The organism is Methylophaga sp. UBA678 (assembly GCF_002299105.1).
GTDB classification, from domain to species: Bacteria; Pseudomonadota; Gammaproteobacteria; order Nitrosococcales; family Methylophagaceae; genus Methylophaga; species Methylophaga marina.
Window position 1 is genome coordinate 1 of record NZ_DBNG01000001.1, and the last position, 15850, is coordinate 15850.

14 protein-coding genes and 2 riboswitches are annotated in these 15850 nt (G+C 44.8%); of the genes, 10 read left to right on the forward strand and 4 right to left on the reverse strand.

The genetic code is table 11. From position 1 onward, the window contains the following. The 4 genes from B3014_RS00005 to B3014_RS00020 form a co-directional block, all read right to left on the reverse strand. A partial coding sequence (locus tag B3014_RS00005; protein WP_289286874.1) for a hypothetical protein occupies nucleotides 1-1198 on the reverse strand: 1198 nt, incomplete at its 3' end. Further along, nucleotides 1195-2994 carry a vWA domain-containing protein gene (locus B3014_RS00010; protein WP_289245135.1) on the reverse strand — a complete coding sequence of 600 codons (1800 nt, stop codon included), beginning with the start codon at nucleotides 2992-2994 and terminating at the stop codon, nucleotides 1195-1197. The genes B3014_RS00005 and B3014_RS00010, both read right to left, overlap by 4 nt. Before the next feature lie 108 nt (nucleotides 2995-3102). Next, nucleotides 3103-4293, reverse strand: coding sequence for an O-succinylhomoserine sulfhydrylase (locus B3014_RS00015; RefSeq protein WP_289245136.1), 1191 nt, complete (start codon nucleotides 4291-4293; stop codon nucleotides 3103-3105). 127 nt (nucleotides 4294-4420) lie between these two features. Further along, nucleotides 4421-6247: a TonB-dependent receptor domain-containing protein gene (locus B3014_RS00020; RefSeq protein WP_289245137.1), complete on the reverse strand. Its 1827-nt coding sequence runs from the start codon at nucleotides 6245-6247 to the stop codon at nucleotides 4421-4423. A 62-nt stretch (nucleotides 6248-6309) separates the two neighbouring features. Then, a riboswitch (cobalamin riboswitch) is annotated at nucleotides 6310-6501 on the reverse strand. Between the two features lie 100 nt (nucleotides 6502-6601). Continuing rightward, nucleotides 6602-6795: riboswitch (cobalamin riboswitch) on the forward strand. Between B3014_RS00020 and B3014_RS00025 the strand changes: the two genes are divergently transcribed. The 10 genes from B3014_RS00025 (at nucleotide 6760) to cobO (ending at nucleotide 15643) form a co-directional block, all read left to right on the forward strand. Then, entirely contained in the window at nucleotides 6760-7428 is a 669-nt protein-coding gene (locus B3014_RS00025; RefSeq protein WP_289245138.1) for a hypothetical protein, read from the forward strand. Its footprint overlaps the riboswitch before it by 36 nt. A 7-nt stretch (nucleotides 7429-7435) precedes the next feature. Next, nucleotides 7436-8725: a cobyrinate a,c-diamide synthase gene (locus B3014_RS00030; RefSeq protein WP_289245139.1), complete on the forward strand. Its 1290-nt coding sequence runs from the start codon at nucleotides 7436-7438 to the stop codon at nucleotides 8723-8725. Then, complete coding sequence (gene bluB, locus B3014_RS00035) at nucleotides 8722-9384, forward strand: 5,6-dimethylbenzimidazole synthase (RefSeq protein WP_289245140.1); 663 nt, start codon at nucleotides 8722-8724, stop codon at nucleotides 9382-9384. The genes B3014_RS00030 and bluB overlap by 4 nt, the downstream gene beginning before the upstream one ends. After that, entirely contained in the window at nucleotides 9381-10289 is a 909-nt protein-coding gene (gene cbiB, locus B3014_RS00040; RefSeq protein ID WP_289245141.1) for an adenosylcobinamide-phosphate synthase CbiB, read from the forward strand. Before bluB ends, cbiB begins: the two co-directional genes overlap by 4 nt. Then, nucleotides 10282-11271, forward strand: a complete 990-nt coding sequence (gene cobD, locus B3014_RS00045; protein WP_289245142.1) for a threonine-phosphate decarboxylase CobD — start codon at nucleotides 10282-10284, stop codon at nucleotides 11269-11271. Before cbiB ends, cobD begins: the two co-directional genes overlap by 8 nt. Further along, nucleotides 11268-12731: a cobyric acid synthase gene (locus B3014_RS00050; RefSeq protein ID WP_289245143.1), complete on the forward strand. Its 1464-nt coding sequence runs from the start codon at nucleotides 11268-11270 to the stop codon at nucleotides 12729-12731. Before cobD ends, B3014_RS00050 begins: the two co-directional genes overlap by 4 nt. Next, complete coding sequence (gene cobU, locus B3014_RS00055) at nucleotides 12728-13258, forward strand: bifunctional adenosylcobinamide kinase/adenosylcobinamide-phosphate guanylyltransferase (protein ID WP_289245144.1); 531 nt, start codon at nucleotides 12728-12730, stop codon at nucleotides 13256-13258. The genes B3014_RS00050 and cobU overlap by 4 nt, the downstream gene beginning before the upstream one ends. After that, nucleotides 13242-14303, forward strand: a complete 1062-nt coding sequence (cobT, locus tag B3014_RS00060; RefSeq protein WP_289245145.1) for a nicotinate-nucleotide--dimethylbenzimidazole phosphoribosyltransferase — start codon at nucleotides 13242-13244, stop codon at nucleotides 14301-14303. The genes cobU and cobT overlap by 17 nt, the downstream gene beginning before the upstream one ends. Further along, on the forward strand, nucleotides 14303-15025 hold the full coding sequence (locus B3014_RS00065; RefSeq protein WP_289245146.1) for an adenosylcobinamide-GDP ribazoletransferase: 723 nt from the start codon (nucleotides 14303-14305) through the stop codon (nucleotides 15023-15025). Before cobT ends, B3014_RS00065 begins: the two co-directional genes overlap by 1 nt. A gap of 9 nt (nucleotides 15026-15034) precedes the next feature. Then, nucleotides 15035-15643 (forward strand): cob(I)yrinic acid a,c-diamide adenosyltransferase, encoded by a 609-nt coding sequence (cobO, locus tag B3014_RS00070; RefSeq protein ID WP_286304303.1) that lies wholly within the window; start codon nucleotides 15035-15037, stop codon nucleotides 15641-15643. The last annotated feature ends 207 nt before the right edge of the window (nucleotides 15644-15850 follow it).

The window sequence follows — 15850 nt, forward strand, 5'->3', positions numbered from 1 at the left end:
CTGGCTCTGGCTCTGGCTCTGCAATAGTATCTTGTTGTGCTAATAGGGCATCAATATCTTCGTTGTCGATTTCAGTATCTGAATCTGTCTCAACTGATGTTTGCTGCTTCTCTTCGGTGTCTTGCAGTGATGACAAAATATCATCCACAGCCCCCGGAATTTCAATCTCATCTGTGACTTCGGTAAAGCGTTGAAGCTCTTCATCGGTGAGCTCTTCCTGTTGGACTGAATCAGCTTCATCAGCAATACCATTGATTTCAACGACATCAACTGGCTCGTTGCGAATCTCTGTCTCTCTAGTCTCGTTTGTATTGTCTGGGTCAGAAACACTTGCGTTTTCATCTTCCAGTGAAAAATCGTCCCCGTCTAATAACGCATCCAGTTCTTCATTAGATAAGATGGGCTCTTCTTCTGGAGATGAGTCGTTGTTAGCAGGTATTTCAGCATCAGGGGTGTCAGTATCAGCTGCGTCTTCTGGCTCGGTTGGCTCACTGACACCTGTCTCAGGTGAGGGTGATGGAACCTCAGCCTGATCATCGAATACCTGATTTATCTCATCGCCATCACCAAAGGCTTGCTCTTCCTGTGGTTCAGGTACCTCGTCAACTTCTGCTGGCATTTCCTCTTCAGTCACAGTCTCATCAATCTCAACATCCTCTTCCTCAGTTGGAAGCAGAGCCGCCGCAGCCATTGAAGTCCCTGTGAGTTGTTGATACTGACTCAGTAAACGTTCCATCGTTTGTGCCGCGTGATCAATCTGTTGCTGTAAATCATCTGCGGATGGTGCCGTTTCTTCAGATTGTTGTGACTTAGCGTGTGAACCAACAGGCTCGATGTTCAATGCCGCATCAACGGCTTGCTCAACCAGGCCAGGAATAGCTAAAAACGCTTTATCATCCTGTTCTATATAGGTTTTGATAAGACTTTTTTGTATGCGACGTTCACGCTCAAGAAAGTCGTTTACTTCCGCTTTGAGCGCTTCATCACTTAGGGCGTATTTTTCATGTAAAACCTGACTGAGATTTTGCTCTCTCGATATCTGGTCCCGCTTAATTTTTTTTACGGCGTTGGTGCCGGCATTATGAACTTTCCGCCTTTTTTTTCGATTACTTATTAATAAAATGCCAGCAATAACAGCAAAAATCAGAGCCAGTTCATACGCCAGGAACTCGAGCATTGGGTCGGTTAGATTTATCAAAGCATATCTCCCACCGCTGCGGTTGCTGCATTCTGTCTTCGCCACCAGATAACGCCAGCTATCAGTAGAGCTAAGATAATGGCATTACCTATCAGAAGTTTTGTGTTATCAGATATTGAGATACCTGATTCTTCATTATCCTCGCTTAGCATCAAGTCATCATCCAAGGGCATAATATCGACGTCAGCTGCATCTTCACCTGTAATCGGTTCCAGAATGGGAGCAAGTTCTTCATCAAATAATTCAGCAGCTGGTTCAAGCGCTAATTCATCTTTCAACGTGATAGGCTCAGCCTGTAAAAAAACCGGACGTCCTTCAGGCGTTTCACCGCGTAACTGAAGCGATAATTCGTAATCGGCATCTTTCGTGAGTTCAGTTAATGTCAGCTGCCAATTGTTCGTATCCGTTTTCTGCATCTCGTATGGCCACTCGCTACCATTTTCTTCTCTTAATAATGCTTTTATCGACAAAGAATCTGGTTTTATTAGGGTTGGTTCAACCTGAACCTGTATACGATGACTTCGACTATCACCAGGTAGACGTTCCGAATCAACATAGTAAGGCGCTGCTATCACATTGATACTTTGGCGTCTCTGACGTTCAAACGTCGCACTTTTCAAGGTGACAATCACATCTTGACGTCCAGCGGTGAACTCTTCACCCAATTTGGCATTAAACTGACTTTTTTGTGGGTCCAATGTCATCGACAACTGCTTTTCTTCCAGCTCAGAATGTTGTTTGAGTGAGCCGTCAACCAACTCCAGAAAATCGTTTCGTGTAATGTGTTTTCCGTGATCAGTTAATGTCGCGTGAAAATCGAACTTTTCCCCTTTCAGCACATTATTAGGTAAATCACTGGTTTCCAGTTTCATATCCGTGACAACCATTACCCTGTTATCCGGATCAAGCTGAGCATCAATTCGCCACTCGCCCGTCGCCGGGTTTTCAATGGTAATCAGATCAAAACTATCTTCATGTAACCAACGCAATTTATCTGATTGATCCAACTCGGTGAGGGTTCTACCGTCAGGTGTTTTAAGTTGTGTTTCTGCTGATCCTGCTTTTCGAAAAGCCAGCACTGTCATTTCATTGACACTGCTATCGATTTTGAACTGATTATCAGCGAGAGGAACAGTGTCTGGCTGGGTGGCTTTTTCGAACATATGAAGGAAAATACGTTGCAAATCATCAGCCGTATTGGCTTGTTGATACCAGCCATCTGTTTCCATTGAGATAGCTTTCAGCAGTTCATGATCGGCATTATCTGACAGGGCAATTGTGTGAACGGCGAGATTCGCCGCTTTTAGTCTAGGCACAATCGCATTGAGGATGCGCTGGCGAGAGGCTTCGCTAGCTTTTTGTCCTGGTTGTAAATCAACAAAACCATCAGACAATAAAATCAAGCTTTGACGTTGTTTAGGATCGTTTTTTATGCCTGTTTTTGTGGCTTTTTCTAAGGCTAGCTCGATATTAGTATAGAGACCAAGGGAGTGAATTTTTGAGGATTTTTCAATCGCTTTCTGTCGCCAGTCATCATCAACTTTTTGCCATGGCACCAGCATATTGACCATCTTAGCAAAGGTCCAAACCCCAGAGTTTGCGTCATCTGGCATAAGCCCGACTAACATTCTCAGCGCAGGTGCTCGCAGGTTTTTGGGGTCATTCTTTTTCATGCTGCCCGAGACATCTATCACAACACGAACATCACTACTGGGTGTTTCAGCCGCTTGTGCAAGCTTTGTTGGCATGCTCACCAACAAAGCTAATGGCAATGCGATCTTTAAGAAATCTAACATAGCAATCTACCTTGTTCATTATGCTGTCAGCTTCTGTCTTTAGGCTTTTTAAAGACATTTTTTTGACAGCCACTCCAATCTAGGCAGAGCCATGCAGGTTTTGTGCCGTTATTTAATAGCAGCAAAGCCGCGGGCTAAATCCGCTTTAATATCATCCACACTTTCAAGGCCGATAGAGAGTCGTAACATTCCATCGGTGATACCGGCTACAGTACGCGCTTCTTCAGTTAGTCGTCCATGTGTTGTTGTTGCAGGATGCGTGATGGTCGTTTTGCTATCACCTAAGTTCGCGGTGATAGACAGCCACTCCAAAGCGTTAATGAGAGACCATGCATCCTTCTTACCGCCTTTGATTTCAAAAGCAATAATGCCACCAAATGCTGACTGCTGTCTCTTAGCTAATTCGTGCTGTCGATGCGATGGTAAGCCTGAATAAAAAACATGGCTTACTAAAGGTTGCGACTCCAGCCAGCTTGCTACCTCAAGTGCTGACGCAGAATGGGCTTTCATTCTGAGATCCAATGTTTCCAGACCTTTGAGGAAGGTCCAGGCATTGAATGGACTCATCGTCGGTCCTGCTGTACGCAAGAAACCATATACGTCTTCACCAACACGTTTAGCATCGCCAACCACCGCACCACCAATACAACGGCCCTGGCCATCGATGTATTTTGTGGCTGAATGCACAACGATATCAGCGCCAAACTCCAACGGTCGCTGTAATGCCGGCGTGCAGAAACAGTTATCGACAACCAATAAACAATCATTGGCCTTGGCAAGCTCAGAAAGCGCTTCCAAATCTGCAATTTCATTCATTGGATTAGAAGGCGTTTCTAAAAACAGCATTTTTGTTTCTGGCGTAATAGCGGCTTTCCAGTCATCTAAATCAATCAGCTTCACATAGCTGGTGCTGATACCAAACTTGGATAAATATTTATCAAACAACACGCGTGTAGTGCCGAAAATACTCATCGACGAAACGATATGATCACCGGCTGATAATAAGGCCATCATTGTCGATAAAATCGCCGACATGCCAGATGAAGTAGCAACACAGGACTCACCACCTTCCAAAGCAGCTAAACGCTGTTCAAATGTGCGAACGGTGGGATTAGTAAAACGAGAATAGATATTACCCGGCTCATCACCACCAAATCGTGCTGCAGCTTGCTCTGCACTTTCGAAGACAAAGCTGGACGTTGGGAATATAGGTTCAGACTGTTCAGATTCGGCTGTTCTTTTGTGACCAACTCGAACGGCTTTGGTGGCAAAACCTTTATTGTCATATTTATCTGTCATGGGAGTTCAACATAAAAAAGATGTGACAATTCTATATTTTTAGCAGGCTACTGACCAGATGAATCCAGAGTTTCAGACAAAAAAATACCCGAAACAAGTTCGGGTATTTTTGTGGAACGATAATGTTTTATGGTTGGTAACTGACCGAGACCATCACGGTACGCCCAAGGCTGTAATAGTCTTCGACTGTTTGATAGTCCTTGTTTAACATATTTTGGCCCGTTAACCTGACAGTCCAGTCCGGATCGACTTTATAAGCAACACGTAAATCTAACAGTCCGTAACCACCAAGGCGTTCATCATTATCGGCATCATCATAGCTATGCCCTCTTAACTTCCAGCTTGCGCCTGTAGACCAGTCACCCCAATTACGATCCAGGTGAAGATTAGCTAAACGTTTTGCTCTTCTGGGCAAAACATTCCCTGTTTTGTCATCCTCTGGTTGTAAAAATGAAGCATCTGCCGACACTTGCCAATCTGCAAAGCTTGTTGTGACTTCAAACTCAACACCTTTGATCTCAGCCACATCGACATTAGAAGGTGATGTATCCCAAACGATCAGGTTTCTAATCTTATTTTTATAGGTATTGACTGCCCAGTGGCCCCAAGTTGGCGTGCCTTCCACTCCTATACCATATGAGGTCGACTTTTCTGGCTTCAGATCAGGATTACCTTCATAACCAAAACTATCCAATGGATAGTATAGGTCGTTAAATGTCGGAGTCTTGAAGCCGGTTCCGGCATTGGCGGTTAACTTTAACTGCTCACTCAACTGGTAACCATAATCAGCTGTTCCTGTTGTTTCATGGCCGAATGATTCATTATCGTCATGACGAGCACTTAGTAGCCAGCTGTTTTTCTCAATCTCAGCTTCCCAGCTAGCAAAGACAGCTTTATTGTCACGAGAATCGGAGACATAAGTATCAGAACTATCAATCTTGTCATTCTCATACTCTAAACCAATATTGAATTGATGCTGAGCATTTAATCTAAGATGATTTATCCACCCGGCATAACGATGGCGAGTATTGTAATTTGTGGTTATCTCATCATCGACATAATTTTGAGAACGATCACGCGACTCAGAAAGGTCAAAACTCATAGACCACGTATCGTTTACTGAGATATTGTTATTGAGTCCAAGAATTTGTTGAACAGTATCTGTGACGTAATTTTTATTTACACTAAATCCATCATAGTGATTACGTGCATTTGAACGAAGCAGGTTAACATCCGTTGACCAGTTTTCTATCCACTGTTGATTGACTTTTAACGATACGCTTTGATTACGGTAGCCGTCATGATCAGGGTTACGATCTTCTCTAGCATTGATACCATTGGTTGTATCGTAACTATAGCTAAGATTATATTTGGTCGTTTCGTTTCCACCACTTACGCCAGCTTGGCTTCTGAGAGTATTTTTGGTACCTGCAGAAAGCATAAAATTTGGCGTAGGTTTACTAATTGAACCGCTTTTAGTGAAGATTTGGATCACACCACCTATGGCTTCAGAACCATAAAGCCCGGCTCGAGGCCCGCGGACAATTTCAATACGTTCAATTTGGCTAACAGGAAAATCTTGTAATGCTGACGAACCAGATGTGGCTGAATACCATTTAACGCCATCAACTAAAACAAGCACGTGATCAGAGTTTGTTCCGCGGATTGAAATACCACTTGCTTTACCCAAACCACCATTCTGAGTCATGTCAATACCGGGAAAACGTGACAGAAGTGTAGCCAAATCTTGAATCTGAAGTTTTTCAATATCAGCTTCTGTGATCACCGTGGTCGGCGCCAACGCATTTTCCGTAGGCATACGATTCGCTGTGACGGTAATGGAATTGAGCTCATCACTGGCGATGGCAGGTAAAGAAAGTAAAGAAGAAATCAGCGTAAATGCTGAAAGGCGCGTGCAAGCACGCAAAGGCAACGCCTTTGAAAACAAGGTCATAATTGTCTCCTGAGGATACGCTCACCCGCGATCCAAGGTTAAAAGGGTCACAACACTATGGTGTTGTTATGAAACCTCAGGCCGGTCTCCGGACTTACGTTGTGGCTATGCCTGACACATCGCCTTCCCACGAGATTCGCAGTGGCTTAATGATGTGCTTTTCAACGCTTACCGTTGCGGGGGCAGTGTTGGATTTGTCACCAACTTCCCGTTTAACTCTGCCTAAACAGAGCACCTGAAGAGCCGCGCATAGTAATGGCTGCGCATCCATACGTCAAACCTACGCCATCCTCTTATATTAAAGTTGAGAGTTTATTCTTCACGCCAAATTGACAATATATCGTATTAATCCTTATTCTATCGCGAGTTTCAGGTGTTGCAATCGCGAGTAAACGGGAAGTCGGTGCATCAATAGATAATGCCGACACTGCCCCCGCAACGGTAAGTGAGATCAGATAAACCTAATGCCACTGTACAGTGCTGTATGGGAAGGTGTTTATCAGGCTACACTCATGAGTCCGGAGACCGGCCTGAAAATAAAACGTGCCTGTTGGCAAATTCAAACCTATTGTGTGCGGGTGGGCACACTGGAGAATCACATCATGACCTTATCTCGTTCTCAGCAACTAATTATTGCTGGTCTCTTAGCGCTTTTAATGTTTATGACCCGAGGTCATCATTTTGCTTCTGTCGATGCATTACCCAGTGCATCATGGGCTATCTTTTTCTTAGCAGGTCTTTACCTCAGTTCAGCAGCCTGGTTTCCCGTGTTTTTAGCGATGGCGGCTGGTCTCGATATCGCCAGTGTGTTGTTGGGTGGTGGTCAATTGAGCACTAGTTTCTGTATGTCTCCTGCTTACGGTTTTCTCATTCCTGCTTATGGCAGCTTATGGATGGCTGGACGCTGGTATGCATCGAAATACCAATTTAATGCTGCCACCTTATTGCCTCTTGTTGGCAGTGTATTAGTAGCCGCCACTGCAGCCACATTATTTAGTGGTGGTGGTTTTTACTTCTTCTCTGGTCGTTATCCTGATCCAACATTCACTGAATACACACAACGCTTTATTCAATACTTCCCTAAAAACCTGGCGGTGATGAGTTTTTATCTGGTGGTGGCCATGATTTGCCATGTGTCTATGTACTTCACCAAAACCACACATCAAGCTGATCAAAAGTAGTTAATAAATGCAGTCGCAGTCATGCGCTGCTGTAGTCATTGCTGCACCCGCATCTGGTCAGGGTAAAACGACGGTTACGGCTGTACTAGCAAGACATTACAGGCAGCAAAACAAACACGTTCGAGTCTTCAAAGTGGGTCCAGATTTTCTGGACCCCATGGTTTTAGAGCAGGCGTCAGGTCACCCTGTTTATCAACTTGATCTTTGGATGGTTGGCAAACAACATAGTCAGCAACTACTCGCTGAAGCCGCTGCACAGGCTGACATTATCCTGATTGAAGGTGTGATGGGACTGTTTGATGGCGAACCTTCTACAGCTGATCTGGCAGCAGCTTTTGGTATACCCATTCTCGCCGTTATCGATGCCAGTGCCATGGCACAAACCTTCGCGGCGATTGCAGTAGGTTTGGATCACTATCGGCAAGATACACAGGTGGCAGCGGTTATAGCGAATAAAGCCGGCAGTGAACGTCATGCCGATATGCTCAAAAATGCCCTGCCTCCAACACTTCCCTGCCTTGCTACCTTGTACCGACAAACTGAACATGCCTTACCCAGTCGATATTTAGGCTTACAACAAGCCGGTGAAATTACAGATTTAGAACAACGTTTAAGCCATACTCTTGAGGCTTTTGATTTTGATGATTCAGTGTCTTTGCCAAATATCGATTTTCCGCTTATTGATACTCCGCGACTTCCACCGTTACTACAGGGTTTGAAGATTGGCATAGCCAAAGATGCCGCTTTCTCTTTTCTCTATCAGGCGAACCTGGATTGTCTGAAGGCTTTAGGTGCTGAGCTTGTTTTTTTCTCTCCACTCAATGATACCGAGCTACCTGATACCGATAGTCTCTATTTACCCGGTGGATATCCGGAGTTACATTTGGCCGCATTAAGTGCCAATACACCGATGCAACAAGCTATTCAGCAACATTACGAGGCAAATAAACCTATCCTCGCGGAATGTGGTGGCATGTTATACCTTTGCGAGACGCTGACAGACAAGAGAGATGTTACCGCCACAATGTGTGGTATTTTGCCGGCTAAGGCGAAACTCCAGGCCAGATTAACCGCGCTTGGTTTGCAGGAAGTGACCGTTGAGAATCAAGCGATTAGAGGTCACACTTATCATCATTCTTCACTCAGCACAGAATTAGTATCTGAAATAAGCGGACAGTGTCCTAATGGCAAATCAGTCAATGAAGCTGTGTATCAACAAGAGCGTCTGACCGCCAGCTATATCCATTTTTACTTTTACTCTAACCCTCATCTTATTGCAGCGTGGTTATCACCATGAGTGATTCCCCTCATCAATTTTCAAGAGCAGAACAAGAAGCGGTTTACAGGGCAATAGCCGAGCGCCGGGATATGCGTCACTTTCGACCTGATCCTGTTGCACCGGAACAGCTAAAACGTTTATTAATGGCCGCACACCAAGCCCCAAGCGTTGGTCTGATGCAACCCTGGCGAATTATTCGAATTACTGATTCCATTATTCGTGAAAAGATAAAAGCCCTGGTCGAAAAAGAACGCATAGAAACGGCCAAAGCGATGAACGAACGTGAAGATGAGTTTATGCGTTTAAAAGTCGAGGGCATGGATAATTGTGCTGAAATCCTGGTTGTCGCCCTATGCGATAAACGTGAAGAACATATCTTTGGCAGGAGAACCATGCCGAATATGGATTTGGCCTCTGTTTCCTGTGCCATTCAGAACATGTGGCTGGCCGCCAGAGTCGAAGGTCTGGGTATGGGCTGGGTATCTATTTTTGAACCAGAAGCATTGGCAGACTTACTCAAGCTGCCTTCAGGTGCCTCCCCTGTCGCCATTCTGTGCCTGGGTCATGTTAATGAGTTTTATCCAGAGCCGATGCTACAAATGGAAAACTGGCGCCAGGGCATTGAACTTGACTCTGTTTTATATGAAAACCACTGGGATAAACCGGCCAGTTTATGACCTTACTGTTTATTATTCTTGCTTTATTGCTTGATTGGTTACTCGGTGAACCAACACGTCGTCACCCGCTTGTGGGTTTTGGTCAACTCACCAAACACATTGAAAACAGACTGTACAACGCTAATGACGGCATTAAAAAGCAGTTTATTAAAGGACTGCTAGGCTGGTTAGTGCTGGTCGCCCCTTTTGCTTTTATCGCCTATTGTATCAGTGACATTCCATCACTTAACCTGATATTCAGCGTTATCGTACTCTACCTCTGTATTGGTCATCGTAGCTTATACGATCATGTGACACCGATTATCACTTCATTAAAACAAGGCGATATTGAACAAGCAAAAACCTTGACCAGTTACATCGTCAGCCGTGACAGAGAAACATTACATATTCCTAAAGCCAGTATCGAATCGGTATTAGAAAATGGCGCCGATGCCATTTTTTCAGCTTTGTTCTGGTTTATTGTGGCGGGCCTTCCCGGTGTCGTTATTTACCGACTGAGTAATACATTGGATGCTATGTGGGGATATAAAACTGACCGTTATCTCTATTTCGGTCGTGCTGCCGCGCGTATTGACGACCTAATGAATTATATTCCGGCACGATTAACGGCGCTCAGTTATGCACTGGTAGGCAATGTCCGCTCTGGACTACATTGCTGGAGACAGCAAGCTAAACGATGGGATAGTCCCAATGCTGGCCCGGTGATGGCGGCAGGTGCCGGAGCGCTGGAAATAGAGCTGGGTGGCCAGGCACGTTATCACGGTGTTTGGCACGATCGTCCAACGCTTGGCTTAAATCGCGAAGCCAATGCAGATGATATTCCTCGGGCCTTACATCTAGTCACGGATAGTCTGTTGTTGTGGATAGCCGTCATCACTATCATTACAGGTATCAGCTATGCTTGAGCATGGTGGCAAACTCAATCACTACATTAAAAAATATGGTATCGCCCACCAGCATTGGCTGGATTTATCCACCGGGATCAATCCCAATGGCTGGCCCATTCCGGCATTACCCGAATCTGTCTGGACCCGTTTACCAGATCAAGATGATGATTTACTCAACTCGGCAGCAGAGTATTACGGTAATCCATCTTTAATCGCCCTTCCCGGCAGTCAGGCGGCTATACAGTTTTTACCACAGTTACGTGGGCCATGCAGAGTAAAAGTGATAGACCCTTGCTATGCAGAGCATGCCTATAGTTGGCAAAAAGCCGGGCACGATGTTCAAGCAATTGCTCATGAAGAGATTGATTCTGTGATTGCCCATACGGATGTGTTGATTATTATCAACCCAACCAATCCAAGTGGCAGACGATATAGTAAAGAACAGCTATTAAACTGGCATCAGCAATTACAACAAGGTGATGGCTGGCTAGTCATTGATGAAGCTTTTATTGATACAACACCCGAGAAAAGTCTTTGTAACCTACCGGCCATGCCCGGACTACTTATTCTGAGATCGATAGGCAAATTCTTTGGTCTGGCAGGTTGTCGCGTTGGCTTTTTAATCGCCGAACAATCAATTCTGGATAAAGTCGAAGAGCATCTTGGCCCCTGGCCCATTGCTACTGCATCACGTTTTATCACCACAAAGGCACTCAAGGATACTGACTGGCAGCAGCGTACCATTCAACAACTGCAAAACCAGTCTCAACGTTTAGCTCAGTTGCTTAGCACTTATAAGCTCAGTCCCACAGGCAGCACTGATTTATTTCAATGGGTGATGCATCCTGCCGCCAGCGACATTCATGAACATCTGGCAAAACAAGCCGTACTGACCCGCTTATTTACCTCCCCTGCCAGTTTGCGTTTTGGTTTACCGGCCAATGAACAGCAATGGCAGCAACTGGAAAAAGCCCTGCAATCCCTGAGAGAAGTGTTATGAAACAGAAAACATTGATGATTCAGGGCACCACATCCGATGCAGGCAAAAGCACGTTGGTCACCGCCTTATGTCGTTGGTTTGTGCAGCAGAATTATCGTGTTGCACCGTTCAAACCACAAAATATGGCACTCAATAGCGCGGTGACTGCTGAAGGAGGAGAGATTGGCCGGGCTCAGGCAGTACAAGCACAAGCCTGTCATCTGGCGCCGCATATTGATATGAACCCGGTATTACTCAAACCTAATAGTGATTCCGGTGCTCAAGTCATTATCCATGGTAAAGCTGTCGCTAATATGGAAGCGCGCTTTTACCATGACTATAAGCCAATAGCGATGCAAGCCGTTCTGGACTCACATCACCGACTTGAATCCAATTATGATCTGGTGGTGGTTGAAGGTGCAGGTTCGCCGGCAGAGATCAATTTACGTGATCGAGACATCGCCAATATGGGCTTTGCTGAAGCGGTTGATTGTCCGGTCATTTTGATTGCTGATATTGATCGTGGCGGTGTGTTTGCTCACTTGGTCGGCACATTATCGTGTTTATCTGAGTCAGAACAGGCACGTATTAAAGGCTTTATTATTAATCGCTTTCGCGGAGATATTAGCTTATTGCAACCAGGTCTGGACTGGCTGGAACAAAAAACGGGTAAACTGGTGCTAGGCGTGTTGCCCTATTTGCATGGTCTGCATTTAGAAGCTGAAGATGCCGTCAATACGCAGCAAATCACGTCTTCGAAAAAACAGCTCAATATTATTGTTCCCGTGTTACCACGCATCAGCAATCACACTGATTTCGACCCACTTAGATTACATCCACAAGTCAATTTACAGTTTATTGGACCAGACGAGCCTATTCCGGCAGCCGATCTAATTATTTTGCCTGGCAGCAAACATGTCAGAGCAGATTTGGACTGGCTGATAACTCAGGGCTGGTCTGAAGCGATTCAGAAACACTGTCGTTATGGTGGCAAAGTGTTGGGTATCTGTGGTGGTTTTCAAATGTTGGGCAGACTAATTCATGACCCGAATGGCATTGAAAGTCAGCCTGGTAGCAGTGATGGTCTTGGTCTATTGAATATGGAAACAACATTGGCTGGCCATAAAACATTACGACAAAATCAGGGGCAATTACTTATCAATAATGCGCCTGTCACTATTTCAGGTTATGAGATACATGCGGGTATCAGCACAGGAAACGCATTGAAATCGCCTCTTGTACATCTGTCACATGGTCCAGATGGTGCCATCAGTGATGACAAACAGATTATCGGCACCTATCTGCATGGTTTATTTGAACAAGATGAAGCAGCAAAAGCGTTATTGAGTTGGGCAGGTCTTGATAATGTTGAATCTGTTGATTATTGGCAACTTCGTGAAAATGACATCAATAAACTGGCAGAAATGGTAGCTACACATATTGATACGGATAAGTTGATGCAGATACTTGAGGGCGCATGATGACAACGACGTTAATCCTTGGTGGCACAAAATCAGGTAAAAGCCGCTTAGCGGAACAATGGGCAGCTACCACAAGTGAATCCGTCACCTATATTGCTACAGCGCAGGCGCAGGATGATGAAATGGCAAAGCGGATCAAACAGCACCAGCAGCAAAGACCAGACAACTGGCCAACCATTGAGCAGCCGCTGTATCTTGCGGATGCCATAAAAAAAGCCACAACTGACGTCATGCTTGTAGATTGTTTAACGCTTTGGCTGACCAATCTTTTATTAGCTGAAGACGATCTTCTAACAGAACAGATATCCGCTTTTTTGGATACGCTGCAAACCTCTGATAAACACATCATTATGGTCAGTAATGAAACCAATATGGGCGTGATGCCTCTGGGGGACTTAACGCGTCGTTATTGTGATGAGGCCGGTGTTTTACATCAACGTATCGCCAAAATCAGCGATAACGTTATCTTAACCGTGGCAGGTTTACCTCATATTTTAAAAGGACAACTGCATGAACAACTTCGCTGAATGGCTCAAACAACCTGTTAAGGCGGTAGATAAGACGCATGAACAAAAAGCATTAGCACGTCAGCAGCAGTTGACTAAACCGCCAGGTTCCCTCGGTCAGCTGGAAAACTTAGCCGTCAAAATAGCGAGTTTACAAGCCAGTGAAATCCCTGACCTGACGCATGTGCATATCACTGTTTATGCTGCAGACCATGGCGTCATGGCTGAAGGTGTTTCAGCCTTCCCTCAGTCTGTCACTGCCGCGATGATCAGAAACTTTGCCAATGGCGGTGCCGCTATCAGTGTATTAGCTCAGGAATTGATGGCAAAGCTCGATGTGATCAATGTTGGTACTGTGGAAGCATTAGAAGAAATTCTAGGTGTACTAGATAAACGTATCGATGCGGGTACCGCTAATTTTTGCCAGAGCTCGGCTATGACTGAGCAGCAATGCCAGCAGGCACTATTAATTGGCCGTGATAATGTATTCAGTGATATTGAAAATACGCAAATCTACATTGCCGGTGAAATGGGTATTGGTAATACCACTGCTGCCACAGCTTTAGCCTCTGTTTTACTAGCATGTGACCCTGCAGACTTAGTCGGTCCCGGCACAGGACTGGATCAACAAGGTGTTCAACACAAATTAAACGTTATTCGGCGAGCACTTGAGCAACATACCGCGCAGCTCGACAAGGATGCGTTAATCGTATTGCAAACCTTGGGAGGTTTCGAAATCGCCGCAATGGTGGGTGCCTATCTGACGTGTGCTAAACAAGGTATCCCGGTACTGATAGATGGTTTTATCAGTACAGTGGCAGCATTAATAGCAGAGAAAATACAAGCTGGCTGCAAAGATTGGTTTATATACAGTCATCAAAGCGCTGAGCCTGGCCATCAAGTTGTTTTAGGGGCCTTAAACGCTGAACCATTACTCAAACTAGGTATGCGTCTAGGTGAAGGCAGTGGTGCAGCGGTGGTGGTTCCCCTTCTTCGCCAAGCCTGTCTGTTACACAATGGTATGGCCACATTCGAACAAGCCAACATCAGTAAAGGAGACAAATAATGTGGTTATCGTTTCAAATAGCCCTACAATTTCTCACCATTATTCCTGTCAGTTATACGAACGCAACTAAACAACAGCTTGGTCGCTCTTTAGTTTTTTATCCGCTAGTTGGCTTGATTATCGGATTCATTTTATCTGCTGTCGTATCTGTTTTACCCGTTTCCTATAGTTTACTCAGCGCCGCTTTATTACTGACCGTCTGGGTATTGTTGACGGGCGGTTTACATATAGATGGTCTTGCTGACTCAGCTGATGCCTGGCTGGGTGGTATCGGCAGCAAACAGCGTACGCTGGCGATTATGAAAGATCCTGCAGCCGGTCCGATTGCCGTGGTGGTCCTGGGATTAACCTTATTACTCAAACTGGCCTTGTTGGAAATCGTTATTTCTTCAGGCCAAATTCATGCATTAATCTGGAGCATTATCCTCGCTAGAACAGCGATGCCTTTATTATTTCTCACGACTGACTACGTCAGACCCAACGGCATCGGTGCAGTATTAAAACACTATCTACCTGTAAATCAAGTGAAGTGGATGCTGGGAATCACTACCCTCATTGCTTTTTTCTGTCTTGGTTTCACGCCGCTGTTACTGGGTTTGATCGTATTCTTATTACTTCGATACGCGATGGAGCATCGTTTGGATGGCTTTACTGGTGATACTGCCGGCGCGATGGTCGAATTGCTGGAAATCAGCTTTCTATTCTTTTTAATTGTGTTTTAGGAACGTCCAATGTCTGATACTGAAAAAAGTGAACGTCATAAAAAACGTATGCAACGCCATAAAAGTGTGGTCGATGAAAAAATTCAAAAAGCAGAAAAAGACAAAGGCCTGTTATTAGTTATTACGGGTAACGGTAAAGGTAAGAGCTCATCAGGCTTTGGTATGGTGGCAAGAGCGCTCGGTCATAATATGAAAGTCGGCGTAGTTCAGTTTATCAAAGGTGCATTCAGCACAGGCGAAGAATCCTTTTTTCGTCGTTTTCCTGAAGAAGTGTCCTACCATGTGGTCGGTGATGGGTTTACCTGGGAAACCCAAAACCTTGAGCAAGACATTGCATCTGCAGAAAAAGGCTGGGAAGTCTGCAAAGCCATGCTCAACGATCCAGACATTGATGTGGTGTTATTAGATGAATTGAACATCGTCTTAAAAATGAAATATCTCAATGCAGAAACAGTGTTGAATGACATTGCACAACGACCTGACATGCAACATGTCATTATTACGGGCAGAGGTGCTCCTGACAGTGTCATAGAAGCCGCCGATACCGTGAGTCGTATTGAGGATGTTAAACATGCATTTCGGGCCGGTATAAAAGCACAGAAAGGTATCGAGTTATAAGCACCTTTTTGTGCTGTCATATAACTGTAAAGTTACTCACATTTTCTGTGGATAACTCTGTGATTAAGTTTGGAGTTACTCTCTAAGTGCCTCTCGTACAAGGGCTCTTCTCGAAATGGTTAAAAAATAACCATATAATTTTATCTTTTAAAATCAGTAAGTTATAAAGCCTGCATTAAAAATCAGTCGCTTAGGGGAACTTTTTAA